This is a genomic window from Kitasatospora albolonga (genome assembly GCF_039535905.1).
In the GTDB taxonomy this organism is placed as follows: Bacteria; Actinomycetota; Actinomycetes; order Streptomycetales; family Streptomycetaceae; genus Kitasatospora; species Kitasatospora albolonga.
This window is the reverse complement of sequence record NZ_BAAAYB010000052.1, coordinates 1-15,326: the sequence shown is the minus strand read 5'-3', so window position 1 is coordinate 15,326 and position 15,326 is coordinate 1. Positions and strand designations below refer to the sequence as shown.

General features: G+C 71.9%; 11 protein-coding genes. 3 read left to right on the top strand and 8 right to left on the bottom strand.

Annotation, left to right across the window (positions count from 1 at the left end):
- Positions 1-7: 7 nt before the first annotated feature.
- The 5 genes from ABD946_RS12705 to ABD946_RS12685 all read right to left on the bottom strand — a co-directional run bounded on the left by ABD946_RS12705 (position 8) and on the right by ABD946_RS12685 (position 5,685).
- On the bottom strand, positions 8-1,039 hold the full coding sequence (locus ABD946_RS12705) for an ABC transporter permease (RefSeq protein ID WP_345283057.1): 1,032 nt from the start codon (positions 1,037-1,039) through the stop codon (positions 8-10).
- Positions 1,036-2,613 carry a sugar ABC transporter ATP-binding protein gene (locus ABD946_RS12700; RefSeq protein ID WP_345283055.1) on the bottom strand — a complete coding sequence of 526 codons (1,578 nt, stop codon included), beginning with the start codon at positions 2,611-2,613 and terminating at the stop codon, positions 1,036-1,038. Before ABD946_RS12700 ends, ABD946_RS12705 begins: the two co-directional genes overlap by 4 nt.
- Positions 2,614-2,690: 77 nt before the next feature.
- Entirely contained in the window at positions 2,691-3,740 is a 1,050-nt protein-coding gene (locus tag ABD946_RS12695) for a substrate-binding domain-containing protein (protein ID WP_345283053.1), read from the bottom strand.
- 284 nt (positions 3,741-4,024) lie between these two features.
- Entirely contained in the window at positions 4,025-5,176 is a 1,152-nt protein-coding gene (locus ABD946_RS12690; protein WP_345283051.1) for an ROK family transcriptional regulator, read from the bottom strand.
- Positions 5,173-5,685 carry an ATP-binding protein gene (locus tag ABD946_RS12685; protein WP_345283049.1) on the bottom strand — a complete coding sequence of 171 codons (513 nt, stop codon included), beginning with the start codon at positions 5,683-5,685 and terminating at the stop codon, positions 5,173-5,175. The genes ABD946_RS12690 and ABD946_RS12685 overlap by 4 nt, the downstream gene beginning before the upstream one ends.
- 439 nt (positions 5,686-6,124) lie before the next feature.
- Here ABD946_RS12685 and ABD946_RS12680 point away from each other — a divergent pair, with 439 nt between their 5' ends.
- From ABD946_RS12680 to ABD946_RS12670, 3 genes are all read left to right on the top strand, one after another.
- Positions 6,125-8,626 (top strand): ricin-type beta-trefoil lectin domain protein, encoded by a 2,502-nt coding sequence (locus ABD946_RS12680; protein WP_345283047.1) that lies wholly within the window; start codon positions 6,125-6,127, stop codon positions 8,624-8,626.
- A 273-nt stretch (positions 8,627-8,899) separates the two neighbouring features.
- Positions 8,900-10,735 (top strand): alpha-galactosidase, encoded by a 1,836-nt coding sequence (locus ABD946_RS12675; RefSeq protein WP_345283045.1) that lies wholly within the window; start codon positions 8,900-8,902, stop codon positions 10,733-10,735.
- Between the two features lie 144 nt (positions 10,736-10,879).
- Positions 10,880-12,496 (top strand): peptide ABC transporter substrate-binding protein, encoded by a 1,617-nt coding sequence (locus tag ABD946_RS12670; RefSeq protein ID WP_345283043.1) that lies wholly within the window; start codon positions 10,880-10,882, stop codon positions 12,494-12,496.
- Between the two features lie 21 nt (positions 12,497-12,517).
- Here ABD946_RS12670 and ABD946_RS12665 read toward each other — a convergent pair whose 3' ends face one another.
- The 3 genes from ABD946_RS12665 to ABD946_RS12655 form a co-directional block, all read right to left on the bottom strand.
- The gene (locus tag ABD946_RS12665) at positions 12,518-12,910 is read right to left on the bottom strand and encodes a response regulator transcription factor (protein ID WP_345283041.1); all 393 of its coding nucleotides are present in this window, start codon (positions 12,908-12,910) and stop codon (positions 12,518-12,520) included.
- 487 nt (positions 12,911-13,397) lie between these two features.
- Positions 13,398-13,790 (bottom strand): hypothetical protein, encoded by a 393-nt coding sequence (locus ABD946_RS12660; protein WP_345283039.1) that lies wholly within the window; start codon positions 13,788-13,790, stop codon positions 13,398-13,400.
- Positions 13,780-15,117, bottom strand: a complete 1,338-nt coding sequence (locus ABD946_RS12655; RefSeq protein WP_345283037.1) for an ATP-binding protein — start codon at positions 15,115-15,117, stop codon at positions 13,780-13,782. The genes ABD946_RS12660 and ABD946_RS12655 overlap by 11 nt, the downstream gene beginning before the upstream one ends.
- Between the last annotated feature and the right edge of the window lie 209 nt (positions 15,118-15,326).

The following is a 15,326-nucleotide window of genomic DNA, read 5'->3' as shown; positions in this document are numbered from 1 at the left end:
GGGAGCATCAGGCGGGCAGGCCGACGGCGCGTTCGCCGCTGCGGCGCTGCTGGATGACGACGGCGATCACCAGGAGGGCGCCCTGGGCGACGTTCTGCCAGAAGGAGTTGATGCCCTGGACGGTGAGGCCGTTCTCCAGCGCGCCGAGCAGCGCGACGGCGAGCAGGGTGCCACCCACCGTGCCCTTGCCGCCCTTGAGAGCGGCCCCGCCGAGGGCGGCGGCGGTGATCGCCTTGAGCTCCAACCCCTCGCTGCCGGAGACGGGTTGGCCGGAGCCGGTGCGGGCGGTGAGCAGGATGCCGGCCACGGCCGCGACGGTGCCGATCAGGGCGTAGACGGCGATCAGGTACTTGTTGATGTTGATGCCGGCCAGCCGGGCGGCGGTGTCGTTGCCACCGACGGCGTAGAGGTTGCGGCCGATGTCGGTGTACTTGAGCAGCACGTGCACGGCGACGGCGGTGAGGATCAGGATCCACACCATCACCGGCAGTCCGGCGATCCGGCCGCGGCCGAGGAAGACGAACACGCCGTCGTTCAGCACGTAGCCCTGGGCCCGGCCGCCGGACAGGAGTTGGGCCAGGCCCTTGTACGCGGCCAGCCCGGCCAGGGTGGCGATGGTGGGGTTGACCCGGCCGTAGACGATGACGGCGCCGTTGAGCAGGCCGACCGTGATGCCGACGACGACGGCGACGGCCATGCCGAGGTAGGCGTTGCCGCCGGTGGTGGTGAAGGCCATCGCGGAGACCACCGAGGCGACGCCGGCCTGCGAGCCGACCGAGATGTCCAGGCCGCCGCAGATGATCACGACGGTCTGGACGATGGCGAGCAGGCCGGTGATGGTGGCGGCCTCGGCGATCACCTGCATGTTGGTGAGGCTGAGGTAGTTGTCGTTCAGCGTCCCGAACAGGGCGAGGACCACGACCAGGGCGCCGATCAGGCTGAGGTTCTGGCCGCCGACGGAGGCCAGGACGGCCAGCCGGCCCTCGGCGGGGCCAGCGTGCGCGCCCACGGCCGGCGGGGTCTTGGTGGTGGTGCTCATGCGGGTGCTCCAGGGGTGTGGGCGGGGGCGATGTCGTCGGCCATGGCGAGCTGGAGGATGGCCTCCTCGGTGGCTTCGGCGCGGTCGAGTTCGCCGGTGATCCGGCCGTTCTGCATGACCACGATCCGGTCGGCCAGGCCGAGCACCTCGGGGAGTTCGGAGGAGATCACCAGGACGGCGACGCCTTCGGCGGCCAGGTCGGCGATGATCCGGTAGATCTCCGCCTTGGCGCCGATGTCGATGCCGCGGGTGGGCTCGTCCAGGATCAGCAGCTTCGGTTTGCGGGCCAGCCAGCGGGCCAGCACCACCTTCTGCTGGTTGCCGCCGGACAGCTTGCGCACCTCGTGCTCGATCGAGGGGGTGCGCACCCGCAGCCGGTCGGTGAACTCCTGGGCCAGCGCCCGTTCCTGGCGCCGCCGGACGAAGCGGAAGCGGCACAGCCGCTCCAGCACCACCAGCGTGGTGTTGTCGCGGATGGTGCGGTGCAGGAACAGCGCCTGGGCCTTGCGCTCCTCGGGCGCGAGCCCGAGTCCGGCGGCGATGGCGTCGCCGGGGCGGCCGGGGCGCAGCCGCACGCCGTCGAGGGTGGCGGTGCCGGAGCGGACGGGGAGGTCACCGGCCAGCGCGAGGGCCAGCTCGGAGCGCCCCGCGCCGATCAGCCCGGCCAGGCCGACCACTTCGCCCGCGTGGACCTTGAGGTCGATGCCGCGCACGGCGTCGGTGGTCAGGCCGCGGACGTCCAGCACGAGGCGTTCGGTGGCGACCCGGGTGCGGGAGAACATCGAGGTCAGGTCGCGGCCGACCATCAGGCGCACCAGGTCGCCCTCGCTGGTGGTGGCGGCGTCCTGCACTCCGGCCAGCGCGCCGTCCCGCAACACGGCGATGCGGTCGGCGAGTTGGAAGATCTCCTGCATCCGGTGCGAGACGTAGACCACGGCCACGCCCTGGTCGCGCAGGCGGCGGATCAGGGCGAACAGCGCCTCCACCTCGTGCTCGGAGAGCGAGGAGGTGGGTTCGTCGAAGGCGATCACCTTCGCCTCGCCGGTCAGCGCCCGCAGGATCTCCACCAACTGGCGTTGTGCGGGGGTGAGTCGGGAGCCGAGCAGGTCCGGGTCGAGGACCTTCTCGAAGCCCAGGCGCTTCAGGTCGGCGGTGATCCGGCGGCGCAGCTCGGCCCGGTCCAGGCGGCGGCCGGCCTTGCGGGGCAGGGCGCCGGCGTAGACGTTCTCGGCGACCGAGACGTGCGGGATGATCTCCGGCTCCTGCGGGATGATCCTGATGCCCAGGCGGCGGGCGTCGGTCGGCGAGGCCAGCCGGACCGGCCGGCCGTCCAGGACCACGCCGCCTTCGGTGGGCTGGTGGTCGCCGGTGAGGATCTTCAGCAGGGTGGACTTGCCGGCCCCGTTCTCCCCCATGAGTGCCGTCACCTGACCGGCCGGGAAGTCCAGGGTGACCCCCTCCAGGGCCCGCACCGCACCGAAGCGCTTGGAGAGGAGCCGCACCCCGGCGCTGCCGGAGGTCTGCGGGGCGGTCGGCGGTCGGGGGTCCGGGTTGGTTTCGCGGGCTCTGCTCATCGTGGTCGCCTTCGGTCGTGCGGGAGGGTCCGAGGGCCCGCTCCCCGGGGAGGGGGAACGGGCCGACTGAGAGGGCGTCAGCTGCAGCTGACCCCGGCGGACTTCCAGGTCGTGGCGTCGACCATGGTGGTGGAGGCGAACGCCTCCTTCGGGAAGTCCTTGCCGTTCTTGAGGCGGTCGTACATGGTCTGCACCGCCAGGGCTCCGACCTCCTTGCCGTTGATGAACAGCGCGGCCTTCATCCCCGAGGGCTTGTCGCCGCCCCAGTTCTTGCAGGCCAGATAGGCGCCCAGGCCGACGCCGATGACGTTGTCGGCCTTGAAGCCGGCGTTCTCCAGCGCCGTCACCCCGCCCTGCACGTTCTCGTCGTTGCAGCCCCAGACCACCCAGTTCTTGACGCTGCGGTTGGCCGTCACGGTCGCGGCGATCTTGTCCTGGGCGCCGGTGGGGGTGTTGTCGGTCGCCACGTCGATGTTCTGCACGCCGGGGACGGCGGCGGTGAAGGCGGCCTTGGCGGCCTTCACCCGGTCACCGCAGACGGTGACGTCCTGCTTCCAGGCGGAGACCGTCCGGGTCTCGGCCGGGTTCCACCCCGCCTTCTTGAACTCCTCGGCGGCCCGCTTGCCGACCTCGCCGCCCATCTGCTGCCCGGAGAAGCCGATCCGGGCGACCAGGTCGTCCTTGGCGCAGGCCGCCGGGTCGGGGCCACTGGCGCAGATCTGGTCGTCGGAGGTGAGCAGCGCCACCTTGGCGTCCTTCGCGGCCTGCACCACCTGCGGGCCGACGGCCGGGTCCGGCACCACGATGATCAGGCCGTTGCTCTTCTGCGCGACGGCCGCCTGCACCTCGCTGACGGTCTTGTTGGCGTCGCTGCCCAGGTTCACGACCTTGAGGTCGACGCCGAGCTCGGCCGCCTTGGCCCGTGCTCCGGCGGCCTCACCGACGAAGTACTCCTGGTCGCCCTGCTTCTGCAGGTACGTCATCGAGATCTTGCCGCTGACCGGCGAGACCTGAGCCTCGCCCGAGCCGGCCTGCCCGCCGGTCGAACCGGTCGAACACGCGGTGGTCAGGCCGAGGCCGAGCAGCAGGACGGCTGCGGCGGCGGTGCGGCTGGGGGTTCTGGACATGAGGTGCTCCTTCAGGATGAATCCCACAGGACCAAACATTTCCCTACGGGATGCAACATATGACAGCGGCGTGAATCGCCGAGGTCAAGCAACTTCCGCAGTCGAGATCAGCTTGTGACCAATGGGCCGATGATGCGTCAACCACGGTGTGGGAATGGCAAGTTGGTGCGCGTCGACCAGCGCCCGATCACGTACGGAGGGGCCGTCGGAGCAGCGCTGATCGCGCGCCCGGCCCACCGGAATGCGTACGGAAAAACCATCAGATCCAAACAGCTGAAGAACCGTCAAGGCACGGAGGCGCAATCGGTTCCAATGGACGGTTTCTGACGGGAGAGCACCAGGTGCACCCCGCCCAGCCGGACGGCCCGGTCGCCCAGGGTGGAGCACCTCACCGGCACGGGCTGCGACTCCCCGCCCGGCAGTGCCCGCAACGCCGCCGCCAACGGTGCGGCGAGCCCGTCGTCGGGGTCCGCGAGCGCACCGCCGAGCACCACCACGGACGGGTCGTACAGCAGCGCCGCCGTGGTCACCGCCTCCACCACCAGCCGGGCGCCCTCCCCTCCCGGCGGGGGCGACTGCCCGCCCGGAGGCCGCAGGTACGCGTCCAGGCAGCCCCGGCGGCCGCAGCGGCAGAGCGCACCGTCCGGCCGGACCACCACGTGGCCCAGGCTCCCGGCCCGCCCGGTCGGCCCCCGGTGGAGCACCCCGCCGAGGACGACGCCCATCTCGACCCGGTCGGTCCAGGTGACGTGCAGCAGGCTGTGCGCACCCGCCGCCCCGCCCTCGGCGTGCTCCGCGAGCGCGGCGAGCGCCGCGCCGCCGACCACCTCGACCGGGACGCGCCAGCGCTGCCGCAGCAGGTGGACCAGGGTGGCCGGCCACTGCTCGGCCGACTGCCCCGCCGCCTCCGGGTACGTCCGCGGGCCGACGGTGAGGACGACTCCGTTCAGCAGCTCGGGACCTGACGAGGTGTCGGCCAGCACGCCCTCGGTGCAGTCCAGCACGGCCTGCGCCACCGCCTGCCGGGACAGCCCCGGCGGAAGGTCCACCCACCGCTGCGCCAGGGCGAGTTGGCTCCGGCTCCCGACCATGACGGCCAGGTGGCGCGGGCCCAGCTCGACGGCCAGCGCGGTGCCCGCCGCCGGATTGAAGGAGACCAGCGAGGGGCGGCGGCCGGCCCGGCCCAGGATCACCGGCCGCTGGACGACCAGCCCCCGCTCCTCCAGTTCGACCACCAGGCTGGACACCGTGGTCGGCGAGAGCTCGCTGCGCCGGGCGAGCATCTGACGGGTCGCCGGGCCGTACCGCCGCAGCAGGTGCAGCAGCAACGCCCGGTGGGTGGCCCGCCGGAACGCCTGGCCCCGTTCGGGCAGCCGCGCCCCACCGCCCGGCCCCGGGCCGGATCCCGGACCGGAGCCCGGGCCGACGGCCGTCATCGGACGGTCCCGCAACGAGCGAGGTCGGCCGGCTCCAGACGCACCAGGACCTCGACCACGGTGCCGTCCGGCCCGGTGGCCACCACGCAGCGGTCGACCAGGCCCCGGACCAGACCGAGGCCCCGTCCGCACCGGACGGCGTCGTCGGCCTGGCTGTGCCGCGGCTCGAACCGCTGCAGCCACCGCCCGCGGTCGCGCACCACCATCCGCAGACCGCCCGGGCCCAGGTCGACCAGCACCGCGACCGAACGGCTCCCGCTGTGCAGGACCGCGTTGGTCGCCAGCTCGCTGACGATCAGACAGGCGGTGTACCCGGTGCCCTCGGACAGCCCCTGCCAGCGGGCCCAGGTCCGGACGAAGCCGCGCAGCCGGGGCACCGAGGCCGGGCCCGCCCCGGCGGCGCAGACCGCCCGGCCGAGTGCGCGGTGCACGGTGGCCGGACCGGTGGCGGGCGCGACGGTGACGACCGGCCCGAGGGCGGCCGCGTCGGTGATGAGGATGGGGGGCATGGCGCTCTCCCGGGTCTGTGCTCCCCGGTCGCGGGCACGCCGGAGCCGCGCCGTGGAGGCGCACGAGGTTCCGATGTCCGGTGCCGCGGGGGGCGGTTCGGGCAGGTGATGTCCCTGCGGATGCGCCGGGAGGACCGATCCGGGAGGAGTGTTCCAAAGGGCCGGTTCCTCCGGTGCTCCTCCATGAAAGCCCCGCAGGTCCGCCCCGTTCCACTGCTTCCGGTGCCTTTTTCCGGTGTCGTTTCCGTCTCGGGTAGGGGTTCACCGGGTAGTGGGTAGCGCTCGGATGGGTAGTGCGGGCCCGGGCTCGCCGTTCCGTTGACTCCCGTGCGGCGAGCGATGTTTCATGTTCGAAACGGCGTTGACTTCTGTTTGATATTGAGCCGATCCGGCCGTCTCGCCGACCCCACCCATGCCGCCATCCTCCCGAGGATCCCCCATGCTCAGAACCGGTAGACCGCTGCTCTCCCGCCTCCCGCGCGCACCGCTCGGCCTGCTGGCGGCCTCGCTCGCCCTCGCGCCCGTGCTCGCGCCCGCACCCGCGACCGCGACCGCGGCGGCCCTCGCGCAGACCACCATCACCGTCGACGGCTCCAGCCCCGGCCGGACCTTCGACGGCATCGGGGCGATCAGCGGCGGGGGCGGCAACACCCGCCTGCTGACCGACTACCCCGCCGCGCAGCAACAGCAGATCCTCGACTACCTGTTCAAGCCCGGCTACGGCGCGAACCTGCAGATCCTCAAGGTCGAGATCGGCGGCGACACCAACTCCACGGACGGCTCCGAGTCCAGCCACATGCGGACCCCCACCGCGGTCAACTGCACCACCGGGTACGAGTGGTGGATGATGCGGCAGGCCAAGCAGCGCAACCCGGACATCAAGCTCGCCGCGCTCAGCTGGGGAGCACCGGGGTGGGTCGGCGGCGGCGACTTCTGGTCCACCGACACCATCCACTACCTGACCAGCTGGCTCGGCTGCGCCGCGCAGCAGGGCCTGACCGTCGACTACCTCGGCGGCTGGAACGAGAACGCCTACAACACCGGCTGGTTCAAGGAGTTGCGCGCCGCCCTGGACGCCTCCGGCAACGCCCACGTCCGGACCGTGGTCTCGGACGACTGGGGAGCCGGCGCCTGGAAGGTGGCGACCGACGTCCTCGCCGATCCCGGCTTCGCCGACGCCGTCTCGGTGATCAGCGCCCACTACCCCTGCGAGGGCGGCAACGGCGGGGGCGGCAACGGCGGCGGGGCGCGCTCCTGCCCGGTCGACGCGGCCGCGCTCGACTCCGGCAAGCCGCTCTGGGCCGGTGAGAACGGCTCGCAGGACCTCACCTCGGGGGCCGCACCGCTGATCCGCACCTTCACCCGCGGCTACATCGACGGCCGGCTGACCGCCCACCTCAACTGGCCCGCCGTCGCGGCGGTCTACCCGAACCAGCCCTACAACACCGTCGGCCTGGTGATGGCCCATCAGCCCGCCTCCGGCGCCTACACGGTGGGCAAGAACACCTGGGCCACCGCACAGGTCACCCAATTCACCGCGCCCGGCTGGAAGTTCCTCGACCAGGGCTCCGGCTACCTGCGCGGCACCACGGACAGCGGCAGCTACGTGACCCTGCGGTCACCCGGCGGCTCCGACTACTCCACCGTCATCGAGACCACCACCGCGACCACCCCGCAGACCGTCCGGCTCGACGTCTCCCACGGACTCTCCAGCGGCCCGGTGCACGTCTGGACCACCGACGTCAACGACCTCAACTCCCCCACCAACATGGTGCACTTGGCCGATCTCACCCCCGTCGACGGCTCCTACGCACTGACCGTCGAGCCCGGCCACGTCTACACCCTGACCACCACCACCGGGCAGGGCAGGGCCGTCACCACACCCCCGAGGCCCGCCACCATCCCGCTCCCGTACGCCGACGACTTCGACGGGACCGAGCTCGACCAGCAGCCCCGCTACCTCTCCCAGCAGCAGGGCGCCTACGAGGCCACCCCGTGCGCCGGCGGCCGCCCCGGACGCTGCCTCACCCAGCGGGCACCGGCCAAGCCGATCGTCTGGAACGAGAACCACGACGTCGACCACCCCTACACCATGGGCGGCGACCTGAGCTGGGCCGACTACACCGTCGCCGCCGACGCGCTGCTCCAGCAGGCCGGCTCCGTCCGGCTGATGGCCCGCACCGGCTACCATGGCTGGCACCCCGCCTACGTCGACTCCTACGCCCTGGAGCTGTCCGACACCGGGGACTGGTCGATCGTCCGCTCCACCAAGGAACGGGGCGAACGCACCGTCCTGGCGCACGGCACCGTCCCCGCCGTCGGCACGGACCGTTGGCACCGCCTGGCGCTGACCGCCTCCGGCTCGACGCTCACCGCCGCCGTCGACGGCAGCACGGTCGGATCGGCCACCGACACCGCCTTCACCACCGGCATGATCGGCCTGAGCGCCGACGGCTACCACGCCGACCAGTTCGACAACCTGACGGTCACTCCGCTCGGCTCGCCCACCGCCACCACCGGCCCGGTCGAGCTCACCCACTGGGACAACAACGTGGTCGGCTGCCTCGACGGCAACGGACCGACCGACCCGGACGGCACCGCCGTGCGGACCGAACCCTGCGACGGCAGCGGCCCGCAGCAGTGGACCGTGGGCACCGACCGGACGGTCCGCGTCGGCGGCAAATGCCTGGACGTCTACCGGGGCGGCCCGGCCCGGGGCTCCAAGGTGGTCCTCTGGGACTGCCACGGCGGCACCAACCAGGAGTGGATCCCCCAGATCGGCACCCTGTACAACCCGGCCTCCGGCCGGTGCCTTCACCTCCCCACCGCCGAGGAGCCCGGCAAGCCCGGCTACCGGATCGTCGCCGGCACCGGGCTGACCATTTCCGAGTGCAAGCAGGGCGACCCGCGCCAGCGGTTCGCCCCGCACCGGGCCCGGTGAATCCGGGGAATTCCATCCCGGAAAAACCCGGCCATTGGAACGGTCCCAGAACCCCCATTGTCGCAATGACGGGAATTCAACGGCCGCAATCCGCACCCTTTTCCTCATGGGCCTTGACGGAAATCCTTAACAGGGATTTCATGTGCTCCATTCCATTTGGACATGTTGATTCTTGACGGCTTCGGACCGTCCCCCCAGACACGCGTCCGAACCCCGAGGTCGACCCACGCCGCTCACAACCCCCACCCCCCACCCCCCACCCAGGGAGTCCCGATGAGCCGTCACCCCCACCCCGGCGCCACCAGACGCCGCCGAGCCACCACCACCCTCGCGGCCGCCGCCGCCCTGCTCGGCTCCGTCGCCAGCGTCCAGCTCGGCACCGCCCCCGGGGCCACGGCCGCCGCCAACGGGGCCGCCCTCACCCCGCCGATGGGCTGGAACACCTGGAACACCTTCGGCTGCAACATCAGCGAGAAGCTGATCAAGGAAACCGCCGATGCCATGGCCAAGCCGGGCGGGTTGAAGGACGCCCACTACGAGTACGTCATCATCGACGACTGCTGGTTCAACCCCGACCGCGACGCCAGCGGCAAGCTGCAGGGGGACCCGGTCCGGTTCCCCAGCGGCATGAAGGCCCTCGGCGACTACCTCCACGGCAAGGGGCTCAAGTTCGGCATCTACCAGGTGCCCACCGATCTGACCTGCGCCCAGCGCAGCGGCTACGGGAAGGGGACCGCCGGCACCGGCACCGGGAGTCAGGGGCACGAGAGGACGGACGCCGAGACCTTCGCGGAGTGGGGCGTCGACTACCTGAAGTACGACTGGTGCAAGGGGACCTCGGACGTCGAGGAGCAGAAGCAGAAGTTCGCCCTCATGCGCGACGAACTGGCCAGGGCCACCGCCAAGTTCGCCACCGACAACGGGAAGGCCGAGCGTCGGATCGTCTACAGCATCAACCCCAACTCGTACTTCAAGCAGGACGCCGGGGCGACCGTCGACTGGTCCTCCATCGCCAACCTCTGGCGGACGACGGAGGACATCAAGAACGCTTGGAGGAGCGGCCCGGACGACACGCGCTACGGCTTGGGCGCCCTGGACATCACCCACGTCACCGGCCCGCTCGGTGCGCAGACCGGCCCGGGCCACTGGAACGACCCCGACATGCTCGAAGTCGGCGTCACCAAGGACGGCCGGAGCCTGACCCCGGCCGAGGCGCGCAGCCACATGTCCCTGTGGGCCCAGATGGCCGCGCCCCTGATCGCCGGCAACGACATCAGGGCGATGATGGCCGACCCCCTGACGGTCAGCGCCGAGGTCGCGGCGGCCAACGAGGACGCCAGGAAGGTCCTCACCAACGAGAAGCTGATCAGCATCGACCAGGACAGCCTCGGCAAGGCGGCCCGGATCGTCACCGACTCCGCCACCCAGGTGCTGACGGTCCGTGAACTCGCGGGCGGCGACCGGTCGGTGACCCTCACCAACACCGCCGACACGACCGCCACCGTGACCACCTCGGCCGCCGAGCTCGGCATCGCCGGGGCGCCCACCTACACCGTCAGTGACGTGTGGGCCCCCGACGGCACCCCCTCCACCACCACGACCGGTGCGCTCTCCGCGACCCTGGCCCCGCACGCCACCGCCCTGTACCGCATCACCCCCAACGGCACGGTCAGCCCCGACCAGGCGGCCCCGACCACCGGCACCTACGACATCACCTCCGCGGCCAGCCCCTCGCAGGTCCTCGACAACAGCGGCTCGTCCAGCAACGGCAAGCAGCTGATCACCTGGGAGCGCAAGCGCAACGCCAACCAGGAGTGGATCCTCACCGCCAACGGCGACAGCAGCTACAGCGTCAAGCACAAGACCACCGGCAAGTGCCTCGACATCGACAACGCCTCCAAGACGGCCGGCGCGAAGGTCATCCAGTACACCTGCAACGGCCAGAACAACCAGAAGTTCACCCTCACCCCCGACGGCGCCGACAGGTACAAGCTGATCGCCAAGCACAGCGGCCTCGCCATCACCCCTTCCGGAACCACCAACGGCGCACTCCTCACCCAGCAGGCCCCCGCGGCCGCCCAGAGCTGGTCCTTCATCAAGACCGGCTGATCACCTGCACCTGCCCCCCGTCAACAGCCCGACCCGGCCCCGTTGCCGCGCCGCCCACCCCGGGCGGGCGGCAGCGGGGCCGCGCTCGGCCGACGGGGCCGTGCAGTGCTGCGCGTACAGTGGATCCCGAGGGATGTGACGGCCATGAGTGCAGCCCGTACGGCCAAGCTGGTCCTGGCCGCTGCGACGACCGTGGTCCTGCTGGCCACCGGCTGCGGTAACGGAGGCGGCGACAGCCCCAGCGACGCCGGCAAGACCTTCAGCTACCGGAGCAGCGAGCCGCAGAACCCCCTCCAGCCCGGGAACGCGAACGAGTCGGGTGGCAGCCGCATCCTGCAGACCCTCTTCAAAGGCCTGGTCGACTACTCCCCGTCCGACGCGAAGCTCCGGATGCAGGTGGCCGAGAAGATCGACACCAGTGACGCCCGGAGCTTCACCGTCACGCTGAAGACCGGCTGGACCTTCCACGACGGCACGCCCGTCCTGGCCAGGAACTTCGTCGACGCGTGGAACTGGGCCGCGACGACGACCAACAACCAGGTCAACAGCTCCTGGTTCTCCGACATCGAGGGCTACCGGGACGTCCACCCGGCGAGCGGCGCTCCGACCGCCTCCCGGATGTCCGGCCTGGCGGTCGTCGACGACACGCACTTCACCATCCAGCTGACCGACAAGGTGTCGTACTTCGAGTACAAGCTCGGCTACATCGCCTTCTCGCCGCTGCCGGACTCCTTCTACCGCGACCCGGCCGCCTTCGGTCAGCGGCCGGTCGGCAACGGGCCCTACCGGTTCGTCAGTTGGGACCACAACGCGCAGGTGGTCACCAAGGCGTACGCCGGCTACAAGGGCGCCGACCCGGCACGGAACGGCGGGGTGGTCTTCAAGATGTACAGCACCGCCGAGGCGGCGTACGCGGATCTGCAGTCCGACAACCTGGACGTGCTGGACCAGGTGCCGCCGTCGGCGCTGGCGAGCTACAAGAACGACCTCGGCGACCGGGCGGTCGACTCCCCGCAGGGCGCCATCCAGAACATCGGCTTCCCCCTCTACCGACCCGAGTGGTCCGGCGCCGAGAAGGCCGAGGTCCGCCAGGGCCTCTCCATGGCGATCGACCGCGACACCATCACCAAGACGGTGCTGCAGGGCTCCCGCAAGCCCGCCACCGCCTGGGTCGCGGAGGGCGTGGAGGGCTACGACGCAGCCGCCTGCGGCGAAGTCTGCACCTTCGACCCCATCAGGGCCCGGCAGTTGATCACCGAAGGCGGCGGCGTCCCCGGCAACAAGCTGACCATCACCTACAACGCCGACGGCGGCCACAAGGAGTGGGTCGACGCGGTCTGCAATTCGATCCGTCAGACCACCGGCGTGGACTGCGCGGGCGACCCGAAGACGGACTTCAAGACCGCCCGCGCCGCGATCACCGGACACACCGTCAGCGGCGCCTTCCGCACCGGCTGGGTGCAGGACTACCCGCTGAACGCCAACTTCCTCGCCGACGTCTACAAGACCGGCGCCGGGTCCAACGACACCGGCTACAGCAACCCGGAGTTCGACCGGTTGGCCACCCAGGCCGACCAGGCCGCCTCGGTCCAGAGCTCGGCCTCGGACTACCAGAAGGCCGAGCGGCTCCTCGCGCGGGACGTGCCCGCCATCCCGCTCTGGTACACCCGCACCACCTCGGGGTTCTCCACCCACGTCCAGAACGTGAAGTTCGACTCCTTCGGCAACCCGGTCTGGACCCAGGTCCAGGTCAAGGGCTGACGAACCGACCCCCGTACCGGATCAGGCCCCGTCGCGGTGCTCCTCCCGTACCTCGCCGACCTCGCCCCGCCGGACACCGAGCTTCTTGAGCGTGTGGGCGACGTGGTGCTCGGCGGTCCGGGGGGACAGCCCCAGCACGCGCGCGATGGCCTGGTTGCTGGCACCGGTGGCGAGCAGCGCGGCGACCTGCTCCTCCCGGGGGGACAGCTCCGAGCCGTAGCTCTGGCGACCGCGCGGATCGGGCGAACGCCGTCCCGCGTCGCGCAGGGCCTGTCGGCAGCGCGCCACGTCGGCGGTGGCGCCGAGCCGGGTGAAGACCTCCAGGGCCTGCTGGAGCACCGGCGCACCCCGGTCAGGGTCGTGGGCGAGCCGCAGACGTCCCTGCTGCTCGGCGACGAGGGCGCCGCTGTACACCCGACCGATGGCCTCGTACCGGATCCTGGCTGCTCCAGCAGCGCGTCGGCAGCTTCGGGAACGGTGTCGGCTTCGGGAGCGGTGTCGGCCTCGGGAGCGCTGTCGGCGGCCAGCAGTCCCCGGCACCAGGCGTCCTCGGCCTCGGCCCCGGGCGCGTCGTGGCCCGCGATCCCGGCGGCGGCCTCGGCCGTGAGCCGTTCGGCCTCCTCGTGCAGGCCGCAGGCCAGCGCCGCCTGCACGGCGACCGGCACCAGCTCGGTCGCCCAGAACCAGCCGCCCTTGTGACGTCTGACCGCGAGCGCCCCCTGCACCCGCTCCCACGCCCTGGAGGGCCGGCCCTCCAGCAGGTCGATGCGCCCCAGCAGGGCGACGCCCTGCTGCCCGAGCTGCCAGTAGGTGTGGTCCTCGTCGGCGTCCTCGAAGGTCGCGAGGTCCTCGCGGGCCCACGGCCACTGCCCGCGCGCCACGTTCAGCATCGCCCGGACCATCACCGTCTCGGTCTGAAGCCGCTGCCGTGGGAGGTCCGCGGGATCATCTCCGCGATCCGCTCGTCCAGGCCGTCCCAGCGTCCCGCCGCGAAGTCCAGCCTCACCCGGATCAGGTCGCAGCCGTACCCGAACAGCTTGTAGCCGGTGCGCCGGGCCAGTTCCTGAGCCTCGTTCAGCGGGCTGCCCGCCCGGTCGTCGTGGCCGAACACGAAGGCCGCGTCGGCCAGGTTGTGCAGCGCCCGGGTGACCTGACGCAGGACGTCGCGGTCCGTGCTCTGCCGGGGCAGTGCCCTCGCGAGCTCCCAGGCCTGCGGGTCACCGGAGACCGCCAGCAAGGTGATCGTCAGAGCGAGCACGGTCGCCCGGGCCACCAAGTCGTCGCTACGGGCCACGATCTCCCCCCGCCCGGTCCATCATCTCCCGGTCCTGCGCGAGCGTGGTGGCCGAACGGTGGCCCATGCCGAGCGCCGCCATGGCACTGGCGGCCAGACCCGGTCGGCTCTCCAACTCGGTGATCGCGCGCTCCAGTTCCGCCATCTGGCGGGCCCGGTCGGTGCTGGTGTTCATCAGGGTGCGGGCGAGGTTGAGCCGGATCTCGCCGCGGACGGGGGTGGGCAGCGCCGGGTCGGCGATGATCCGGCTCAGGATCGCCGTACTGGCCACCGAGTCCGCGCTCCAGAAGGCGACGTTGCTCAGCGTGAGAGCAGTACGGGCCCGGTCCACCGGGGAGAGGGCGGGTTCGGCGAGGAGTTGCTGCAGGAGTTCGGCGGCCACGCCCTCGTCGCCGACGGCCACCGCGTGGTCGGCCGCCGCCAGCGCCCTGGGCAGCCAGGCCGCGACGTCGCCCAACTGCCGGGCGTGGTGGGCGATCTGCACCAGCGCCGGCCTGCCCTGCCCGCTCAGCGACTCGATGGCGCGCAGGTGCAGCCGCCGGCGGCGCGGGCCGAGGATCCGCTCGTACACGGCCTGGCGGGCCAGGACGTGGCGGAACCCGTACCGGCCGGGGGCGCGTTCGACCAGGACGTCGGCCTCCAGCGCGGCCGTCAGCGCCTGCTCCGCCTGCTCGTCCGCGAGCCCGGCCAACGCCGCCAACTGCTCCTCGCCGGCCGGCACGGCGAGCACCGCGGCGGCCTGCACCACCGCGACGGCTCCCGGGTCGAGCACCGCCACCCGGCTGTTCACCGCCTCCTGCAAGGCCCGCGGCACCGCCGCGTCCGCCAGCAGCGAGGCCGGGCTCACCCCCTCGACCTGACGGTCCACCAGAACCAGCAGGTCCTCCTCGGCGACCAGTGGGAGCCCGCCGCTGCGCTCGAACAGCACCCGGCCGAGCCGCGCCGCGGCCGGCCCGCCGATCGCCGAGGCGGCCAGCTCGCGCACGTCCGCCTCGGCGAGCGAGCTCAGCGCGATCTCGGTGCCGCCGATTCCCACTGGCCGCCGGTACGGCACGCCGAGCACGTTCCGGGCGCCCGGCAGGTCGAACCGCCGGTAGGTCAGGACCATCCGCAGCTGCTGGGGCGGATTCCTGGCGAGCAGCAGGAGCAGGTCCCGGGTCGCCTCGTCCACCCAGTGCAGGTCCTCCACCATCAGCACGGCCGGGCCCAGCGCACCGAGCAGGTCGTGCACCCCCCGCATGAGCTGCTGCTTGCGCGGCTCGGTGCCGATCTCCGGACCCAACTCCGGCAGGCGGTCGGCGAGTTCCGGCAAATGGGGAGCCAGCACGGCCGTCGCCGCAGTGAAACGGGTCGCGGGGCCGAACAGCGCGTGCGCGTCCCCGCAACGCGTCGACGACCGGTCCGTAGGGCGCGGCTCGGCCCGAGCGGATGGCAACCACCCGCAGGACCGCCAGCCCCTCTCGTGCCCTCCCAGCAGCGGGAAGCGTCCTCCTTGCAGCAACCGGCCGGGCCACGCTCCTCCACCCGCCCTACACT

Coding starts and splice junctions, on each gene's coding strand:
- ABD946_RS12705 (WP_345283057.1), bottom strand. CDS start 1,039: ATGAGCACCACCACCAAGACCCCGCCGGCCGTGGGCGCGCACGCTGGC.
- ABD946_RS12700 (WP_345283055.1), bottom strand. CDS start 2,613: ATGAGCAGAGCCCGCGAAACCAACCCGGACCCCCGACCGCCGACCGCC.
- ABD946_RS12695 (WP_345283053.1), bottom strand. CDS start 3,740: ATGTCCAGAACCCCCAGCCGCACCGCCGCCGCAGCCGTCCTGCTGCTC.
- ABD946_RS12690 (WP_345283051.1), bottom strand. CDS start 5,176: ATGACGGCCGTCGGCCCGGGCTCCGGTCCGGGATCCGGCCCGGGGCCG.
- ABD946_RS12685 (WP_345283049.1), bottom strand. CDS start 5,685: ATGCCCCCCATCCTCATCACCGACGCGGCCGCCCTCGGGCCGGTCGTC.
- ABD946_RS12680 (WP_345283047.1), top strand. CDS start 6,125: ATGCTCAGAACCGGTAGACCGCTGCTCTCCCGCCTCCCGCGCGCACCG.
- ABD946_RS12675 (WP_345283045.1), top strand. CDS start 8,900: ATGAGCCGTCACCCCCACCCCGGCGCCACCAGACGCCGCCGAGCCACC.
- ABD946_RS12670 (WP_345283043.1), top strand. CDS start 10,880: ATGAGTGCAGCCCGTACGGCCAAGCTGGTCCTGGCCGCTGCGACGACC.